16 protein-coding genes are annotated in these 16983 nt (G+C 72.0%); 10 read left to right on the forward strand and 6 right to left on the reverse strand.

Annotated elements, in window-relative coordinates; genetic code table 11:
- Positions 1-35 precede the first annotated feature (35 nt).
- On the reverse strand, positions 36-845 hold the full coding sequence (locus AC2AXK_RS01800; RefSeq protein WP_484343620.1) for an LLM class F420-dependent oxidoreductase: 810 nt from the start codon (positions 843-845) through the stop codon (positions 36-38).
- Between the two features lie 54 nt (positions 846-899).
- Positions 900-2444, reverse strand: a complete 1545-nt coding sequence (locus tag AC2AXK_RS01805; RefSeq protein WP_484343621.1) for a methionine--tRNA ligase — start codon at positions 2442-2444, stop codon at positions 900-902.
- A 258-nt stretch (positions 2445-2702) separates the two neighbouring features.
- Between AC2AXK_RS01805 and AC2AXK_RS01810 the strand changes: the two genes are divergently transcribed.
- Positions 2703-3224 (forward strand): GNAT family N-acetyltransferase, encoded by a 522-nt coding sequence (locus tag AC2AXK_RS01810; RefSeq protein WP_484343622.1) that lies wholly within the window; start codon positions 2703-2705, stop codon positions 3222-3224.
- Positions 3176-3823 carry a M23 family metallopeptidase gene (locus AC2AXK_RS01815; protein ID WP_484343623.1) on the forward strand — a complete coding sequence of 216 codons (648 nt, stop codon included), beginning with the start codon at positions 3176-3178 and terminating at the stop codon, positions 3821-3823. Before AC2AXK_RS01810 ends, AC2AXK_RS01815 begins: the two co-directional genes overlap by 49 nt.
- Positions 3824-3859: 36 nt before the next feature.
- On the opposite strand, the gene AC2AXK_RS01820 is transcribed toward AC2AXK_RS01815, so the two are convergent.
- Together AC2AXK_RS01820 and AC2AXK_RS01825 are read right to left on the reverse strand one after the other, a co-directional pair.
- The gene (locus AC2AXK_RS01820; RefSeq protein WP_484343624.1) at positions 3860-4783 is read right to left on the reverse strand and encodes a Ppx/GppA family phosphatase; all 924 of its coding nucleotides are present in this window, start codon (positions 4781-4783) and stop codon (positions 3860-3862) included.
- A gap of 67 nt (positions 4784-4850) precedes the next feature.
- Positions 4851-6245, reverse strand: coding sequence for a glutamyl-tRNA reductase (locus AC2AXK_RS01825; RefSeq protein ID WP_484343625.1), 1395 nt, complete (start codon positions 6243-6245; stop codon positions 4851-4853).
- Between the two features lie 57 nt (positions 6246-6302).
- Here AC2AXK_RS01825 and hemE point away from each other — a divergent pair, with 57 nt between their 5' ends.
- The 4 genes from hemE (at position 6303) to AC2AXK_RS01845 (ending at position 10929) form a co-directional block, all read left to right on the forward strand.
- The gene (gene hemE, locus AC2AXK_RS01830; protein WP_484343626.1) at positions 6303-7364 is read left to right on the forward strand and encodes a uroporphyrinogen decarboxylase; all 1062 of its coding nucleotides are present in this window, start codon (positions 6303-6305) and stop codon (positions 7362-7364) included.
- 13 nt (positions 7365-7377) lie between these two features.
- Positions 7378-8844: a protoporphyrinogen/coproporphyrinogen oxidase gene (locus AC2AXK_RS01835; protein WP_484343627.1), complete on the forward strand. Its 1467-nt coding sequence runs from the start codon at positions 7378-7380 to the stop codon at positions 8842-8844.
- A gap of 101 nt (positions 8845-8945) precedes the next feature.
- The gene (locus tag AC2AXK_RS01840) at positions 8946-10025 is read left to right on the forward strand and encodes a GGDEF domain-containing protein (RefSeq protein ID WP_484343628.1); all 1080 of its coding nucleotides are present in this window, start codon (positions 8946-8948) and stop codon (positions 10023-10025) included.
- Between the two features lie 109 nt (positions 10026-10134).
- Positions 10135-10929 (forward strand): alpha/beta fold hydrolase, encoded by a 795-nt coding sequence (locus AC2AXK_RS01845; RefSeq protein WP_484343629.1) that lies wholly within the window; start codon positions 10135-10137, stop codon positions 10927-10929.
- On the opposite strand, the gene AC2AXK_RS01850 is transcribed toward AC2AXK_RS01845, so the two are convergent.
- On the reverse strand, positions 10916-11593 hold the full coding sequence (locus tag AC2AXK_RS01850) for a TetR/AcrR family transcriptional regulator (protein WP_484343630.1): 678 nt from the start codon (positions 11591-11593) through the stop codon (positions 10916-10918). The genes AC2AXK_RS01845 and AC2AXK_RS01850 overlap by 14 nt on opposite strands.
- Before the next feature lie 46 nt (positions 11594-11639).
- Here AC2AXK_RS01850 and AC2AXK_RS01855 point away from each other — a divergent pair, with 46 nt between their 5' ends.
- Entirely contained in the window at positions 11640-12470 is an 831-nt protein-coding gene (locus AC2AXK_RS01855) for an alpha/beta fold hydrolase (protein ID WP_484343631.1), read from the forward strand.
- A 109-nt stretch (positions 12471-12579) separates the two neighbouring features.
- Here the strand turns inward: AC2AXK_RS01855 and AC2AXK_RS01860 are convergent, their stop codons facing one another.
- Complete coding sequence (locus AC2AXK_RS01860; RefSeq protein ID WP_484343632.1) at positions 12580-13389, reverse strand: Rossmann-fold NAD(P)-binding domain-containing protein; 810 nt, start codon at positions 13387-13389, stop codon at positions 12580-12582.
- Between the two features lie 195 nt (positions 13390-13584).
- On the opposite strand from AC2AXK_RS01860, the gene AC2AXK_RS01865 reads away from it, so the two are divergent.
- From AC2AXK_RS01865 to AC2AXK_RS01875, 3 genes are read left to right on the forward strand one after another with little or no spacing between them, the layout of a single operon-like run.
- On the forward strand, positions 13585-14418 hold the full coding sequence (locus AC2AXK_RS01865) for a phosphotransferase enzyme family protein (protein ID WP_484343633.1): 834 nt from the start codon (positions 13585-13587) through the stop codon (positions 14416-14418).
- 28 nt (positions 14419-14446) lie between these two features.
- Positions 14447-15424, forward strand: coding sequence for a hydroxymethylbilane synthase (gene hemC, locus AC2AXK_RS01870; RefSeq protein ID WP_484343634.1), 978 nt, complete (start codon positions 14447-14449; stop codon positions 15422-15424).
- Between the two features lie 42 nt (positions 15425-15466).
- Positions 15467-16978, forward strand: a complete 1512-nt coding sequence (locus AC2AXK_RS01875) for a SulP family inorganic anion transporter (protein ID WP_484343635.1) — start codon at positions 15467-15469, stop codon at positions 16976-16978.
- Positions 16979-16983: the final 5 nt, after the last annotated feature.

Here is a 16983-nt window from a genome sequence, read left to right on the forward strand (position 1 = left end):
GGTACCGACCGCACCGGCGCCGTTGTCGGCACCCGCTACGCCGCCGCGGCCGCGTTCTTCTCGTCGCGCCAGACGAGCCACTCCGGGATCCGCGAGAGGTCGTAATCGGGCCCGGAGATGCCGATGGTGAAGAGCGTCGCACCGAGTGCGTGGTGCTCCTCGATCTCTGCGACGTCCTTGTGCCCGATCTCCGTGGAGATCTCGATCTCAGTGACGTCGCGGCCGACGGCGCGGCCGTGCTCGGCGAGGATGCCGAGCTTGCGCTCGAGGGTCGCGGCGTCGCTGAAGCTGTGCCAGATGTCGGCGTGCTGCGCGACGATCCGGAGCGTCTTCTTCTCGCCGCCACCGCCGATGAGGACGGGGATCTTCCGGGTGGGCGCCGGGTTGAGCTTCGACCAGCGGTCCTCGATGACGGGCATGGCCGCAGCGAGGGCATTGAGGCGGGCCCCGGCGGTGCCGAACTCATAGCCGTACTCGTCGTAGTCACGCTCGAACCAGCCGGACCCGGTGCCGAAGATGAACCGGCCGGTGCCGCCCTTGGCGCTGATGTGGTCGATCGTCCGGGCCATGTCGGCCTGCAGGTTCGCGTTGCGGTAGCTGTTGCAGTTCACCAGCGCGCCGAGCTCGACCCGGCTCGTCTGCTCCGCGAGCGCGGCGAGCATCGTCCAGGACTCGAAGTGCAGGCCGTCCGGCTCGCCGCTGAGCGGGAAGAAGTGGTCCCAGTTGAAGAGGATGTCGACGCCGAGGTCCTCGAGCTCGCCCGCGACGTCGCGGATCTTCTCGTAGGGCGCGTGCTGGGGTGCGATCTGCACGCCGATGCGGACGGGACGGTGCGGTGCGGCCATGTGTCGGCTCCGATCGATGGTTGCGGGGGGCAGAGCGACGCCTGCCCGTGATGCTCAACAGTGGTCCGGGCCACATCCTTCCCGCCCGGGACCGGAGGGGCGACCTGTCGGCGGGACGATGCGCGGGAACACCGGACCCGGGGCGCCTTCCGGTGCCGTCAACGCGTGGACGAGGCGGGCCGAGCCAGCGGGGACGAACGGCTCGAGCTCGTCCGCGGCGATGCGGCAGATGTGCAGGAGCGTGTTGATGACGGCCTCGAACCTGGCGGCCGCCTCGACGTCTCCCGAGTCTGCGGCCTTGGCCGAGCGCCACGGCGCCTCGTCCTCGATGAACCTGTTGCCGGCTTCGCCGAGGCCCGCGACAGCCTCGCACGCGGCCCTGATGTCGTAGCGCGCGAGGGCGTCGTCGACGGTGGCGGGCAGCGCGCCCGCTGCTGCACGGAGATTCGTCCCGACGTCGGGAACCGGTGCGCAGTGCCAGCTGCGGTCCCGGCGCGAGAGGGCGAGGGTGCGTGAGGCGAGGTTGCCCAGGGTGTGCGCCAGGTCGCGGTTGTAGCACGCGACGAGGCGCTCGTCGGTGTAGTCCGTCGTCCCGACGGGGGCTGGCTCGCGCAGCAACCACCAGCGCAGGGCGTCCGCCCCGTAGGTGTCCACGACCGCGGCGGGGTCCGCGGCCTGTGTCCCGCTCTTCGCGATCTTCGCCCCGTCCACGGTGAGGTAGTCGTGCACGAGGACCCGGGTCGGCAGGGGGAGGCTGGCCGAGAGCAGGAAGGCGATCCAGTAGACGGCGTGGAACCGGGCGATGCCCTTGCCGACGACGTGAGTCTTCTCGACGTCGGCCGCCCACCACCGCTGATAGTCGGCGTCGACGCTGCCGTACCCGAGGCCGGTGAGGTAGTTGGTGAGGGCGTCGAACCAGACGTAGACGACCTGGTCCGGGTCGCCGGGGACGGGGATGCCCCAGCCGTCCGCGCGCGCTGCGGGACGGGAGACGGAGAGGTCACGCACCTCGCCGGCAAGGAAGCCGAGGACCTCGTTGCGACGCTGTCTCGGCTCGACCACGAGCGCCCCGCTCGTGATGAGCTCGACGATCCTCTCGCGGTAGCGGGACAGCCGGAAGAACCAGTTGGTCTCGGTGACCTCGTGGACCGGGGCCCGGTGCTCCGCACACAGCCCGTGGGTGAGCTCGTCCGGGGCGTAGAACTGCTCGCAGCCCGGACAGTACAGCCCGACGTAGTCCCGCTGGTAGAGGTCGCCGGCGGCCTGGCAGGCGTTCCACAGAGCCGTGACTCCGGGCGCGTGCCGGGGGTCGCTGCTGGTCCGCAGGAACTCGTCCGTCTCCACTCCGAGCGCCGCCGCGAGCTCGACGAACCGGTCGCCGTTCGCCCCGACCAGATCAGCCACGGGGACGCCCGCGCGGGCTGCGGCGCTGACGTTCTTGAGGGCGTGGTCGTCGGTCCCGGACTGCACGCGGACGGCGCCGCCTCGGCGCCGCCGGTGTCGGGCCAGGACGTCGACGTGGACGAGCTCGAGGGCGTGGCCCAGGTGGGGGCTGCCGTTCACGTAGGGGATCGAGGTGGTGATGTACAGGTCGTTCATGAGGTGTCCTCCGTCGGATGTGGTGCCACAGGGGCACCGCGGGTGCTGGCGGAGGTCCAGAAACAGAAGAAGGCCCCCGCAGAGCGAGGGCCTGAGCGTCACGAGTGCGCGCGGATCAATCCCCCTGGTGGAGGCGCATCATCGAAGCAGCACGCGTGGCAGTCATCCGAGGAGGGTACCGCTTCACCGCGCGGACGACGAGGGGTGTCGATCCAGCGTCGCGCGTGCCGACCATAGAGTGGGTGCCCTATGCCACACATGACGATCGCCCTCCCGGGGACGCCGGCTGCTGACGAGATCGTCCGGGCCTACATGGGTGACGTGGCCTCGCGCTACTACGGCCGCCCAGCCTCGGAGGGGGAGGTCGATCAGGCGCTCCGCGACGAGCCGTACGACGACCTGTCGGGCGCGACCGGCGTCTTCCTCGTCGCCCTCGACGACGGTGAACCGGTGGCGTGCGCCGGCGCCCGCTTCGTCAGCGGCGCAGCCGAGCTGACGAAGGTCTTCACGCTGCCCGCCTGGCGAGGGCGCGGCGTGGGAACCGCAGTGATCTTCAGACTCGAGGAGATCGCCCGTGCCCGCGGGCTCGGCACCGTCCGACTGGACACCCGTGCGGACCTCGTCGAAGCCTGTGCGCTGTACGAGCGCCTCGGGTTTCTTCCGGTCCCCGCGTTTAACGACGAGCAGTACTCCGACCGCTGGTACGCGAAAGACCTCACGAAGGAGCCCTCATGGCCCGGGCAGTCGACCTGGAGTACCCCTTCCGCGGCCGGTGGCTGACCCGGAACAGCCCGGCCGACCGCGTGCCCAGCCACGGCACCACGCTGTTCGGGACGTCGTACGCGATCGACTTCGTCCCCGTGGACGACGCCGGCCGCACGGCGCCGATCTCCCTCGCGACCCTGGTGCGCCGCGAGCCGCCCGGCCGGTTCCCGGGCTTCGGGCGCCCCGTCGTGGCGCCCGTGAACGGCACCGTCCTGGCCGCGCACGACCACGAGCCGGACCACCCGTGCTACCGCGGGCTGCCGTCGATCGGCTACGCGCTCACCCAGGGGCGCCGTGCCGCCTCGGGGTGGCTGAGCCTCGCCGGCAATCACGTGATGATCGAGACCGATGGCATCGTCGTCGCCGTGTGCCATCTGCAGCAGGGCAGCGTCGGGGTCCGGCCCGGCCACGTCGTCCGCATCGGAGACCCGATGGGGCGGTGCGGGAACTCCGGCAACAGCACAGAACCGCACGTCCACGTCCAGGCGATCGACGAGCGCGACGTCAGAGGGACCAGCGAGATCCGGCGGGCCCGCGCCGTGCCGGTCACCTTCCGAGGCGGACTGCCACGCAACGGTCAGATCGTCGACACCCGGGAACCCCGGGTCCGCTGACCCCCGGACCCCGCCCGCCCCACGAGAAGCAGGGCGTCACAGCTGGTCGAGCCGCCGCAGGAGCACGCCCTCGCGCAACGCCCACGGGCACACCTCGACCTCGTCGACGCCGAGGGCCTTCATCGTCTGGTGCGCGACGACGGCGCCGGCCACGATCTGGTGCGTGCGCTCGGCGGTGATGCCGGGCAGGGACTCGCGCTGCCCGGCGGGGATCGCCGCCAGGCGTCCGACCCATCCCTTGAGGTCCGAGCGCCGCATGCGCCACGCGTCTGCGGGCCCGATGGTGTCGACCTCCCCGCCCGCGAGGCGCGCGAGGGAACGGAACGTCTTCGAGGTCACCACCACGTGGTCGGGCGCCGGCTGGTCGGCGAACGCCTTCCGCACGGCCTCGAGCTCGCGCTTCACCACCTCACGGAGCTCGGTCAGCTCCTGCGGCCCCGGCGGGTCGTGCCGCAGGTGGGCGTGGGTGAGACGGCCCGCGCCGAGCGGGAGGGACAGCGCCACCTCGGGTACCTCGTCCGTCCCGGCGGCGACCTCGAGCGACCCTCCCCCGATGTCGAGGACGAGCAGCCGGCCCGCGCCCCACCCGTACCAGCGACGTACCGCGAGGAACGTCAGCTGGGCCTCGGACTCCCCGGGGAGGACCTGCAGGGGCGCTCCGATGATCTGCTCGAGGAGGACGAGCACCTCGTCCCCGTTCGTCGCGTCACGCACGGCCGAGGTCGCGATCGCGATCACCTCATCGACCGCGTGGGTCCTGGCCCCCTCGACCGCTCTTGTGACGGCGTCAGCCAGTGCCGTGACACCTTCGGGGCTGATCGCGCCGTCGTCGTCGAGGTAGCGCATGAGGCGCACGACCGTGCGCTGCGAGGCAGCGGGCACGGGGCGGGCACCACGCACCGCATCCACGACCGCGAGATGGATGGTGTTGGACCCGATGTCGATGACTCCTAGACGCACGACCGCACCCTAACGCGCGGCGGGAGCGACGCAGGACGGCGCCCACGGCGCCACCGACCCGGAAGGACTAGGACGCAGCGTCCGTGCGCCCCTCGCGAGCCGAGCGCAGCGACACGATCTGGGCGGCCTCGAACGCGACGGCGTCGAGGGACTCCCCGCTGCGGGCCGCGTCGCGGACCCGCACGATGCCGCGGTGCAGCAGCGCTCCGGCGAGGCGGCGCAGCGACTTCTCGTGCGCGGCGGCGTCGGCAGCCGTGGAGAACATGTGGGCCGAGCGGGCGATCTCGGTGGCGAGCTCCGACTCGATGCGTTCGCGCAGGGCGACGATGACCCGGTCCGCGGACCGCATGGCCTCGCGGTCGGCGAAGTCCGCGACGGCCTCGGCGACGATCGACCGCGCCACCCGGACGGGCTGCGAGCTCGTCGAGGGGGCGTGCGCCCGGATCGTCCCGAGGTCCATGAGCAGGACGTTGTCGATGTCCCCGACCCTCGGGTCGACGTCGCGGTGCAGCGCGAGGTCGAGGATGACGAGGGGACGCTCGACGATGTCGTCGCCCATGCGCTGCGCGGCGCGCTCACGGGCGGTGACGATGGCGGCGGTGTGCAGGATGAACTCGAGCGCGGACGTGTCGCCCGGCAGGATGCCGGCCTCGGGGCTTTCGGCGACGGGCGCGTCGCCTGGAGCGCGACCGCGCCTCCCGGCACCGCTGCAGGAGACGACGAGGTCCGCAGCGCCCAGCGCCTCGACGAGGTCCGTCACCGCGTCGATGCCGCGGTCCGCGGCGAACTGCTGCGCCCGCCCGGACCCCGAGTAGACCGAGATCTCGGTGCACCCCCGGGCGCGCAGCGCAGCGACGCTCGCACCCGCGTAGGCGCCGGTGCCGACGACGACGACGCTCGCCTGGCGCCAGGCGGGCAGGCTCGGCTCGGCGAGGTCGAGGCCCACCGACACCACAGAACGTCCGTCGGCACCGAGGTGCGTCTCGTGCCCGACACGCTTGGAGGTGCGGGACGCGCGCTGGAAGAGCCGCTCGAGCCGGGGGCTGGTGATGCGCTCGTCGTGCGCGGCGTCGAGGGCGCGGCGCACCTGACCGGCGATCTCGCGTTCCCCGACGACCATCGAGTCGAGCCCGGACGCGACGGAGAAGAGGTGGGCGGCGACGTCGTTGCCGCTGCGGACCGTGAACGCGGAGGACGCTGCCTCCTTGCTCACCCCGGACTGCTCGGCGATGAGGCCGGCGATCTCGCTCGCGGCGTGCTGGAGGTCACGCTCGGAGACCGGCTGGGAGGGTCGCTCGGCGACGTCGAGGTACACCTCGAACCGGTTGCACGTCGCGAGCACGACGGCACCGGTGATCATCTCGCAAGCCTGCACGGCTGACTTACCCATCGAGTGCGCGCCGGATGACAGCTGCTCGAGCGCCTCGAGGTCAAGCTCATGGTGGCTGGCGGTCATCGACATGAGAACCACAGCTCTTCGATTTAATCATTCGCGCCAGGCAAAGGCAGAATCAGGAGAGTGAACCTTCCCTCCTCCCACCCCCTCGTCGACGGCCGCACCACCGACGCCCCGCTCGTGCGCGCGTACCGGGGTGAGAGGCCCGAGATCACGCCGGTCTGGTTCATGCGGCAGGCCGGTCGGTCCCTGCCCGAGTACCGCGAGATCCGGCAGGGGACGGGCATGCTCGAGTCCTGCCTGGAGCCCGCCCTTGCGAGCGAGATCACACTGCAGCCGGTGCGCCGCCACGGGGTCGACGCGGGGATCTTCTTCTCCGACATCGTCATCCCGCTGCGCCTCGCCGACGTGGACGTCGACATCGTCGCCGGCGTCGGCCCCGTCCTCGGGGAGGCGGTGCGCACCCCCGAGCAGGTGGACCGCCTCGTCGAGAAGTCCCTCACCGAGGAGGCTCTCGCGCCGATCCGCGAGGCCGTCGCGCTCACCGTCGCCCAGCTGGGGTCGACGCCCCTCATCGGGTTCGCCGGGGCGCCGTTCACCCTCGCCGCGTACATGGTCGAGGGTCGTCCCTCACGCGACCACCTGGCTGCTCGCACGATGATGCACGCCGACCCGGAGTCCTGGGCGCGTCTGACGACGTGGGCCGCGGACATCACCGGGCAGTTCCTGCGCACGCAGGTCCTCGCGGGCACGAGCGCCGCCCAGCTGTTCGACTCCTGGGCGGGCAGCCTCAGCCTCGCCGACTACGAGACGCACGTCGCACCGTCGTCGGCCCGGGCGCTCACGCACGTCGCGGACCTGCCCGTGTCCGTCGTGCACTTCGGCACCGGCACCGGGCACCTGCTGCCCGCGATGCGCGACGTCGGCGCGGACGTCATGGGCATCGACTACCGGACCCCGCTCGACGAGGCGAACACCCTCCTCGGCGGCACCACTCCCCTGCAGGGCAACATCGACCCCGCGCTGCTCGGTGCCCCGTGGCCGGTGCTCGAGGCGCACGTGCGCGACGTCGTCGAGCGCGGACGCGCCGCCCCGGCGCACGTCGTCAACCTCGGGCACGGGGTCCCGCCCGAGACGGACCCGACGGTGCTCACCCGCGTCGTCGAGCTCGTCCACTCGCTGTAGATCGCTCCGCTCCGTGACCACGCCGCCCCCCGCTGACTCGTCCACCGGCCCGGACGCCGTCGTCGTCGGTGGGGGTGTCGCGGGGCTCGTCGCCGCACACGCCCTCCTCGCGCGCGGCCTGCGCCCGCTCGTCCTCGAGGCCGGCGAGCGGTGCGGCGGGTACCTCGCGGGCGGCGCCCTGTCCGACGCCCCGGCAGTCGGCACTAACGCCAGCGGGCGCACCTCGGCCCGGTCCGTCACGGTCGATGTCGGTGCCGAGTCGTTCGCCGTCCGCGGCGGGACGGTCGCGGCCCTCGCCGAGGAGCTGGGCCTCGACGTCGTCCCACCCAGCGGGCTGAGCGCGTGGGGGCACGCTGCGAGCCGCTCGTACCCGTTGCCCCGGGCGGGCGTCCTGGGCATCCCGGGGCACCCGTGGGCGCGTGACGCACGGCGAGCCCTCGGGATCGGCGGGGCTGCACGGGCCGCGCTCGACGGCGTCCTGCCCGCCTCCCGCGTGGACCGCTCGAACCTCGCCGCCCTCGTGCGGTCCCGGCTCGGTCGGCGGGTGCTCGACCGCCTCGTGTCCCCCGTCGCTGGCGGGGTGCACTCCACGGATCCCGCCCTGCTCGCCGTCGACTCCGTCGCCCCCGGGTTGCTCGCGGCCTACGACCGCACCGGGTCTCTCACCGCGGCCGTGCGTGCCCTGCGCGCCCAGGCCCCGCCCGGCTCCGCGGTCGCCGGGATCTCCGGTGGCATGCACCGGCTCGTCGAGGCACTCGTGGCCGAGGTCGCCGCAGCGGGCGAGGTCCGCACCGGTTCGGCCGTCGTCGCCCTCGAGCGTGGCACCGACTGGCTCCTGCGCACGAGCGACGGCGAGGAGATCCGCACCCCCCGCGTCGTCGTCGCGACGTCGGGTGCTGCCGCCGCACGTCTGCTCGACGGCGTCGTCGACGTCACGGGAGCCGCCCCGCCGCGCGGAGCCGACATCGCCCTCGTCACGCTCCTGCTCGACGCCCCAGCACTCGACGGCGCCCCCCGGGGCACCGGGGTGCTCGCGGCGCCCGGTGCGGGAGTCGCCGCCAAGGCGACGACGCACGCCACCGCGAAGTGGCCGTGGCTGAGCGAGGCCGTCCGGGTGACGTTCGGCGCCGGCCACCACGTGGTGCGGCTGAGCTACGGCCGCACGACCACTGACGATGCCGGCCGCACGGACCGGCTGGACGACGGCGCCCTCGTCGCTCAGGCCGTAGCCGACTCCGCGGTCCTCTACGGCCAGCCGCTGTCCCGCGCACAGCTCCGCGCGTCGCTCGTCACCCGGTGGGACGACGCCCTCCCGCCCCCGACGCCCGCGCACCGCGAGCGCGTCCGGCGACTGCAGGACGAGGTCCGGACCCTGCCCGGGATCGCGCTCACCGGTGCGTGGGTCGCCGGGACGGGGCTGGCCGCCGTCGTGCCGCACGCGCGCGACGCCGCCGACGCGCTGGCCCGACCGGCCGGCTGACCAGGCTGCACCGGCTGGTCGAGGTGGGCGGAACGCCCGGTCGCACCCAGATTCACCCGCCGTCGCCGTCATGGGCGGCGCGCCTGCGCCGATGAACAGCCATGGGACATGACCGGGCCGGCAACCGAATCGGCAGCACGGAGACGCGAGCGGGCCTCAGTGCACGCCGCCCCGGCCTGCTGGGCGCTCTCGTCCTCATGTTCCTCGGCATCTCGTGCGTGTCCGTCCTGCTGTTCGCCACCCCGGGATCCGGTGCCTACGGGTCGGTCGCGATCCTCCCCGGAGCCATCTCCGGCCTCTTCGTCGGGGTCACGCTCTGGCGCCTCACCCCCGAGATCAGCGCCCGCGCCGCGCACGTGCTGCTCGCCTCGGGGACGCTCTCGATCACTGCGGGCCTCGTGTCCGTCGACGGCGAGCACTTCTTCGCGACGGCCGGCACCACGTACATCTGGCCCGTGGTGCTCGCTGCGGCGTACATGGCGCGCTGGTCCCGGAACGCCCACATGGCCTTCGTGTTCCTCTGCTACCTCGCCGCCGTGCTCCCGCACCAGGACGGGGCCCTCCTCATCGGCTGGGCGTCCACGATGGTGACGTGCCTCGTCGTGGCCGGCGTGGTCCGCAACCTCCTCGAGTCCGTGGACCAGATCGCCGTGAGCGACCCGCTCACGGGGTGCGCCAACCGGCGGGCGCTGGAGAGCGACCTCGCGACGCTCGGTCGGACGACCGCCCGGACCAAGGTCGGCGGCTCGATCATCGTGCTCGACCTCGACGACTTCAAGGTCCTCAACGACACCCTCGGCCACAGTGCCGGCGACGCCGCGCTCGTGCGGTGCGCTCGACGGTGGCGCGCGGAGCTGCGCCTCGAGGACGTGCTCGCCCGGATCGGCGGCGACGAGTTCGCCGTGGTGCTCCCCGCGACCGACCCGACAGCGGCCCGCAAGGTCGCGGCCCGGCTCGTGGAGGGGGTGTCGGGCGTGTGCTCGGTGTCGTACGGCGTCGCTGCCCTGCCCGCGGGATCGGACGGCGCCGCGGCTCTCGTCGAGGCCGACGAAGACCTCTACAAGATGAAGCGGTCGCGGGGGCTGCGCGAGCAGGCGGAGGACGACGTGAACGTGCACGTCCCGCGGCGGAACCGGCTCACGATGGTGCCCTCCGACGACCGGGAGCGCGTCGTCGGCTGACGGCCGTGGGCCGGGCCGGACGTGGGCGCTGATCGACGACTGACATCGGCCGTGGTCCGCAGATGATCGTCTGTCGGGCGCTCACTTCTGCCGCTGTACAGTCCCCCAGGTGAGTGAGACGCGGCGCGCGGTGACGGTCGAGGACGGCACGACGATTGCGTACGTGGTCGTTGACGGGGTAGGCCCGGCGGTCGTCATCCTGCATGGCTTGGCCGGCAGCGGCCGCGAGCTCGTCCCGTGCGCCCGTGCGCTGGCTCCACGGAGGGTGATCCTCATCGATCAGCGCGGCCACGGGTCCAGTACGCGGGTGCCGGCGGACACGTCGCGCGCGGCGTTCGTGAACGACGTGGCCCGGGTCATCGAAGCGGAAGAAGCGCAGCCGGTGGACCTCGTCGGCCAGTCGATGGGCGCCCACACCGCGATGCTCGTCGCGGCCGCGCGTCCGGATCTCGTGCGCCGCCTCGTGCTCCTCGAGGGCAACGAAGGCAGCGGGTCGGCGGAAGACCACGCCGCTCTCGGTGACTTCTTCCGGTCCTGGGCGGTCCCGTTCGCCAGCCGGAGAGAGGCACGTGAGTCGCTGGGCGACGGCCCGTTGGCGCAGGCGTGGGTGGCCGACCTGGAGGAGCGCGAGGACGGGCTGTACCCGCGATTCGACGCCGACGTGATGGTGCGCGCCATCTCCGAGGTGGCGGTGCCGCGCTGGGGCGAGTGGGAGAGCATCACCGCGCCGACGCTGGTGGTCTACGCCGACGGCGGCATGTTCACCGACGAACAGAAGGCCGAGTTCGTCGGTCGCGGCAAGAACGCCACCCGGGTCGACCTCACGGACGCATCGCACGACGCACACCTGGACGCGTTCGAGCAGTGGTCCGCCGCGCTACGCGGATTCCTCACCGCGCGCTGACACGGGTCCCCTCCGGACCCTCTTCGCTCATCGGTGGAGGCGCAGCGGGCGCCGTCTTCTGCATGAGGCCCGTGATGAGCGCGACGGCGAGGTCGGCGGCACGGGTGAGCTGCTCCCTGGAAGCGCCCAGATCGGCCCGGGTGGACAGGCCCTGCCAGAGTGTCTGCACGAGCTCGGCCACCTGCGAGGGTGGGGCCTCCCCCGGGAGAGTGCCATCGCGCGCGGCCTGTTCGAGGCGACCGCGTAGGCGAGCCTCGTCTGATCTCTGGAGCTCGGCGACAAACGTCCGGACGTCGAGGGTGGAAGAGGTATCGGCCATGACTGCGCTGCTCGTCAGGCAGCCCGGCTGTCCCTCGTCGGTGCGCGTGAACTCCGCCACTGAGTCATGCAGCAGCCGCTCGATCACGCCGCACACCGTCGGCTCCCGCAGCGCCCGGTCGTAGATCGCGCTGTAGCGCAGCGCGTAGGTCCGGACCGCCTCGTCGAAGAGCCCCGCCTTCGTGCCGAACGCGGCGTAGAGGCTCGAGCTCGAGACCCCGAGCGCGGCAGTGAGCATGCGGGTCGAGGTCCCCGAGAAGCCGTGTCTCCAGAACAAGTGAGCCGCCTGCCGGACAGCGGTGTCGCGGTCGAACGTGCGTGGGCGGCCGACGGGTCTGGGTGCCATGTTGACAATTCTAGAGCGCCCGCTCCAGTATTCAATTGTGGAGCAGATGATGCAGAAACGAGTCGAGGTCGACGGCAGCTGGATCACCGTGGATGTGTGGGGGGAGGCCGACGGACCGGCGATCGTGATCATCCCGGGAGCTATGGCGAATGCTGCGGACTGGTCCGGGGTGGCACAGCGCCTGGAAGGCTGGGAGACCGTCGCCGTCGTCAACCGGCGCGGACGGGAGCCCTCCGGCCCGTTGACGAGCACGTACGACCTTCAGACCGAGGTGCGTGACGCTGAAGCGGTCGTGAGTCAGTTCTCCGATGTGCGCACCCTGCTCGGTTGGAGCTATGGCGGACTGATCTCCATGCACCTCGCCGACCAGATCACCGTTCCGCACCTCATCGCCTACGAACCCGTCATGGCTCCTTTCGGGGCAACGGCGCTGCCCGCACTCAAGGCCGCTCAGGACGCCGGTGACCTCGACCGGAGCGTCGCGGTCGCGCTCGGGCGCGTGGCCCGCATGCCCGACGAGGCCATCGCGTCGCTGCGATCTCACAGCGAGGTCTGGGCCGGACTACGAGAGGTCGCCTCCCCCCTCTACGACGAGACGCGCGCGATCAACGCAGCACCCGATCTCGAGGAGCTCGCACGAGCAGCCGCACGGATCGACCTCATCGTGGGTGAACGGCATCGCCATCAAGCTCCGTACGGCACCACCTTCGACGACGTGGCTCGCCGCACCCCGCGCGGCGTCGTGCACGAGCTGGCCGGGCAGGCGCACCTGGCACACCTCGAAGCCCCTGGCCGGCTCGCCAGCCTCGTGAATCACCTAGGCGGTGGGGTTGCGGCACAGGAGCGCGGTGGTCTCGCAGGTCCCACACCGCGATAGCCTCAGCACGACGACAGCGCCTTCAGGACGAGGGCTTCTTCGACCGCCGTGAGGCCGGAGCGCCGCTGGCGATCGATGCCCCGGTTCCGTTCGTCGTCGAGCATCCTGGTCACGGTCTCGTGGAGCGGGCGCAGGTTCCGCCTGACGCAAGGAAAGCGGCCCCGGACCGCTGTGCGAACGCGACATCCTGCATGGGTAGCCAGAGCGGGAGCGACCTCGGTCCGGCCCAGTACCGAACATCGTGAGCGCGGAGAAGCTCGTCGTCCGCAGCGACGAGCTTCCCGTCGTACCCCGTCGCCGCAGCAACGACTCGGAAGAAGTCCTCCATCGTGTGAACGTCCCCTACCGCGTTGACCGCACCCGTCACTCCTGCGCGGCCAGCCGCTTCGACCCACGTGGCCAGGTCAGCGACGTCGATGACCTGGACGAAGCGTCCGGTCGGCGTGGGAGCCAGTGCCGGGCCGCCTCGGTCCAGTCGCGCCGGCCAGTAACCGAATCGGTCGCTCGGGTCTCCAGGGCCGACGATGAGGCCGGGGCGCGTCGTCAGGAGACGCTGCCCGAGTCGGGCCGATGTGGTGCGCTCCGCCGCGACCTTCGCGTCGGGATACTCGGTCAGGTCTGTCGGTTCCAGCAGGGCCGCTGTTTCATCGGCACCTGGTTCGTCATTGTGGCTATAGACAGAGACGCTGGAGATGAGAGTCCAGTGCTCGGCTCTCTCGGCGAGTGCATCGAGCGCCGGTCCTACGAGATCAGGTTCGTAGGCGAGCTCGATCACCTCGTCCCAGTCGCTCAGCACGTCGTCGTAGGCGGTCGGGGACCGACGGTCAGCCGGCACAAGACGAGCACCGTCGGGAACCTGTCCCGATTCTCCCCGCGCCAAGCACACGACCTCTGCGCCTTCCGCGACCACTCGTCGCACGATCTCTCGTCCCAGCCATCCTGTCCCACCCAGCACCAAGACACGTCGCATGCTGTCAGTGAATCAGCAGAGTTCGAGCGTGGTCCTCTTGATCCACTGAGAGCGCGCGTTTCATCTGTCACGACCGCCCACGTCATCGTGCCGGTGGGCGAGGATGGAGGCCCGTCGACCGACGGCGAGGACCAGGGAGACCACGTGAGCGCCGACAGTCGCACCGACCCGTCACACGCATCAGCCCCACCCCTGACGGGCCCGCTCGACGAGGAGCAGCTGACCGGCGGCAACAGCACCGACGTCGTCCGCGTCGGTGAGACCGTCCGCCGCACCGCCGGTCCGTGGACCCCGACCATCCACGCGCTGCTCCGCGCCCTGCGGGAGCGCGGCGTCCGCGAGGTGCCCGAGCCGCACGGGCTCGACGACGCCGGTCGGGAGGTCCTGTCGTTCGTCCCGGGGGACGTCGCGAACTACCCGTTGCCCGCGTGGCTGTGGACGGACACCGTCCTGCACGACGCCGCCGCGCTCCTGCGCCGCATCCACGACGCGAGCGTCGGCCTCGACCTGGCGGGCGCCGTCTGGCAGGTGCCCGCCCACGAGCCCGCCGAGGTCGTGTGCCACAACGACTTCGCTCCCTACAACCTCGTGTTCGACGACGGCCGGCTCGTGGGTGTCATCGACCTCGACACCGCCTCCCCCGGGCCACGGGTGTGGGACCTCGCGTACCTCGCCTACCGGCTCGTGCCGTACGGCGAGGACACCGGAGACGACGCCCCGGGCCCGGCCGCCCGCGCGGCGCGGCTCGCGGCGCTGGTGAGCGCGTACGGCACCGGCCTGCCCGACGCGCCGACGCCCACCGAGGTGCTCGCGACGATGGTCGAGCGCCTCGAGGACCTCGCCCGGTACAGCGACCAGCGCGCAGCCCTCAGCGGACGGGCTGACCTCGCCGAGCACGCCGCGATGTACCGGCGCGACGCACGACGGGTGGCACGCACCGTCGCGGAACCCACGGGGCACGGCCGCACGGTCGACTGACCGCGGGCCGGCGGGAGACACTGGGACGGTGACCGCCACCTCCTCCTCCGCACCGCTCCGCATCGGCACGCGCGGCAGCGCGCTCGCCCTCACGCAGACCGGCATGGTCGCCGACCAGCTCGCCACTCTCACCGGGCGTGAGATCGAGATCGTGCGTGTGCGCACCGACGGTGACGTCCTCACCGGCTCGCTCTCCCAGATGGGCGGCACGGGCGTGTTCGTCACCGCGCTGCGCGACGCGCTGCTCGACGGCCGGTGCGACGTCGCCGTGCACTCCCTCAAGGACCTCCCGACGGCCCCGTTCGAGGGCCTCACCTACGTCACCCCGACGCGCGAGGACCCCCGCGACGCCCTGTGCTCGCGCGACGGTTCGCTCCTCGCCCACCTCCCGCACGGGGCTCGTGTGGGTACCGGGTCGCCGCGACGGGCAGCCCAGCTGCGCCTCGCCCGGCCCGACCTCGAGATCCTCGACATCCGCGGCAACGTCGACACCCGTCTCGCCCGGATCGGGGCCGGGAACGACAACGACCACAGCGACCCCACGCGCACCGGCGACCTCGACGCCGTGGTCCTCGCGGCCGCTGGCCTCAACCGCCTCGGCCGCAGCTCCGCGATCACCGAGCTCATCGACGTCTCCGTCATGGCCCCCGCACCCGGGCAGGGCTCGCTCGCCGTCGAGTGCCGCACGGGTGACCTCGACACCGACGAGGGCCTGCGGGAGGCGTTCGAGGCGCTCGACGACAGCGCCACGCACCTCGCCGTCACCGCCGAGCGGGCCCTCCTGGCGCGCCTCGAGGCCGGGTGCGCGGCCCCGGTGGGCACGTACGCGACAGTGTCCGACGGCATGCTCACCCTCCGCGCGGTCGTCGCCCGCCCGGACGGCAGCGAGCAGCTGCGGCACGCGGCTGCCATCGAGGTGACGGACACGTCCCTCGACCTCGCCCGGCAGCTCGGGGTCGACGTCGCCGACCACTTCCTCGCGCTCGGGGCCGCAGACTTCGTCTGAGCGCGGACCCCCGCATCCCCTCGCCCTTCCGAAGGAACACCCATGCCCACGCACGTCGCACCGCCCGAGGCCGACGAGGCAGATTCCGTCCTGCGTGCCCTGCGCTCCCCGCGCCGGCTGCGTACGGAGGTGCTCGGCGGGCTCGTCGTAGCCCTCGCCCTCATCCCCGAGGCCATCTCGTTCTCGATCATCGCGGGCGTCGACCCGCGGGTGGGCCTCTTCGCGTCAGTGACGATGGCCATCTCCATCGCGTTCCTCGGTGGGCGGCCCGCGATGATCTCGGCCGCGACGGGAGCGGTCGCGCTCGTGGTCGCGCCCGTCGTCGCCCAGCACGGCGACAAGGGACTCGACTACCTCATCGCGACCGTGATCCTCGGTGGGCTCATCCAGGTGGCGCTCGCGGTCACCGGCGTCGCCCGGCTCATGCGCTTCATCCCGCGGTCGGTCATGGTCGGGTTCGTCAACGCCCTGGCGATCCTCGTCGTCGTCGCGCAGGTGCCCCACCTCGTCGATGTGCCGTGGCTCGTCTACCCGCTCGTGGTCGTCGCGATCGTGCTGCTCGCGTGGCTGCCGCGGCTGACGACGACGGTGCCCGCGCCGCTCGTCGTCATCGTGCTCCTCACCGCCGTGACCGCGCTCGCGCACCTCAACGTGCCGACGGTCGGTGACGAGGGCGAGCTGCCGTCCTCGCTGCCCACGCTCATGCTGCCCGACGTCCCGTTCACGCTCGAGACCCTGCAGGCCATCGCTCCGTACGCGGTCGCGATGGCGCTCGTCGGGCTGCTCGAGTCGCTCATGACCGCCAAGCTCGTCGACGACGTCACGGACACGCACTCGAACAAGACGCGCGAGGCGTGGGGCCAGGGTGGCGCGAACATCATCACCGGGCTCTTCGGCGGCATGGGTGGCTGCGCGATGATCGGCCAGACGATGGTCAACGTCAAGGTGTCCGGGGCGCGCACCCGGATCTCGACGTTCCTCGCCGGTGCGTTCCTCCTCGTGCTCGTCATGGTCCTCGGCGACCTCGTCGGGATCATCCCCATGGCGGCGCTCGTCGCGGTGATGATCATGGTGTCCGTCGCGACGTTCGACTGGCACTCGGTCCGCCCCTCGACCCTGCGGCGGATGCCCCGGTCGGAGACAGCGGTGATGGTGACGACGGTCGTCGTGGTCGTCGCCACCCACAACCTCGCGATCGGCGTCATCGCCGGGGTGCTGCTCGCGACCGTGCTCTTCGCCCGCCGCGTCGCGCACCTCACCGAGGTGACGTGCCTCGACACCTCGGACGGGGTGCGCACGTACGCCGTGACGGGCGCCCTGTTCTTCGCGTCGTCGAACGACCTCGTCTTCCGGTTCGACTACGCGGGCGACCCGGACGAGGTGGTCATCGACCTCTCGGGCGCGCAGGTGTGGGACGCGTCGACCGTCGCGGCGCTCGACGCCATCACGACGAAGTACGCCTCCAAGGGCAAGACGGCGACGATCGTCGGGCTCGACCCGGTGAGCGCCGGTCGCCACGAGCGGCTCAGCGGGAAGCTCGGCGCCGACGGCTGAGCCGC

The sequence above is a fragment of the Sanguibacter sp. Z6_81 genome (assembly GCF_057180625.1).

Excerpts from the sequence above, each read along its gene's own strand:
- AC2AXK_RS01800 (WP_484343620.1), bottom strand. The coding sequence starts at position 845 with ATGGCCGCACCGCACCGTCCCGTCCGCATCGGCGTGCAGATCGCACCC.
- AC2AXK_RS01805 (WP_484343621.1), bottom strand. The coding sequence starts at position 2,444 with ATGAACGACCTGTACATCACCACCTCGATCCCCTACGTGAACGGCAGC.
- AC2AXK_RS01810 (WP_484343622.1), top strand. The coding sequence starts at position 2,703 with ATGACGATCGCCCTCCCGGGGACGCCGGCTGCTGACGAGATCGTCCGG.
- AC2AXK_RS01815 (WP_484343623.1), top strand. The coding sequence starts at position 3,176 with ATGGCCCGGGCAGTCGACCTGGAGTACCCCTTCCGCGGCCGGTGGCTG.
- AC2AXK_RS01825 (WP_484343625.1), bottom strand. The coding sequence starts at position 6,245 with ATGTCGATGACCGCCAGCCACCATGAGCTTGACCTCGAGGCGCTCGAG.
- AC2AXK_RS01840 (WP_484343628.1), top strand. The coding sequence starts at position 8,946 with ATGGGACATGACCGGGCCGGCAACCGAATCGGCAGCACGGAGACGCGA.
- AC2AXK_RS01850 (WP_484343630.1), bottom strand. The coding sequence starts at position 11,593 with ATGGCACCCAGACCCGTCGGCCGCCCACGCACGTTCGACCGCGACACC.
- AC2AXK_RS01855 (WP_484343631.1), top strand. The coding sequence starts at position 11,640 with ATGATGCAGAAACGAGTCGAGGTCGACGGCAGCTGGATCACCGTGGAT.
- AC2AXK_RS01875 (WP_484343635.1), top strand. The coding sequence starts at position 15,467 with ATGCCCACGCACGTCGCACCGCCCGAGGCCGACGAGGCAGATTCCGTC.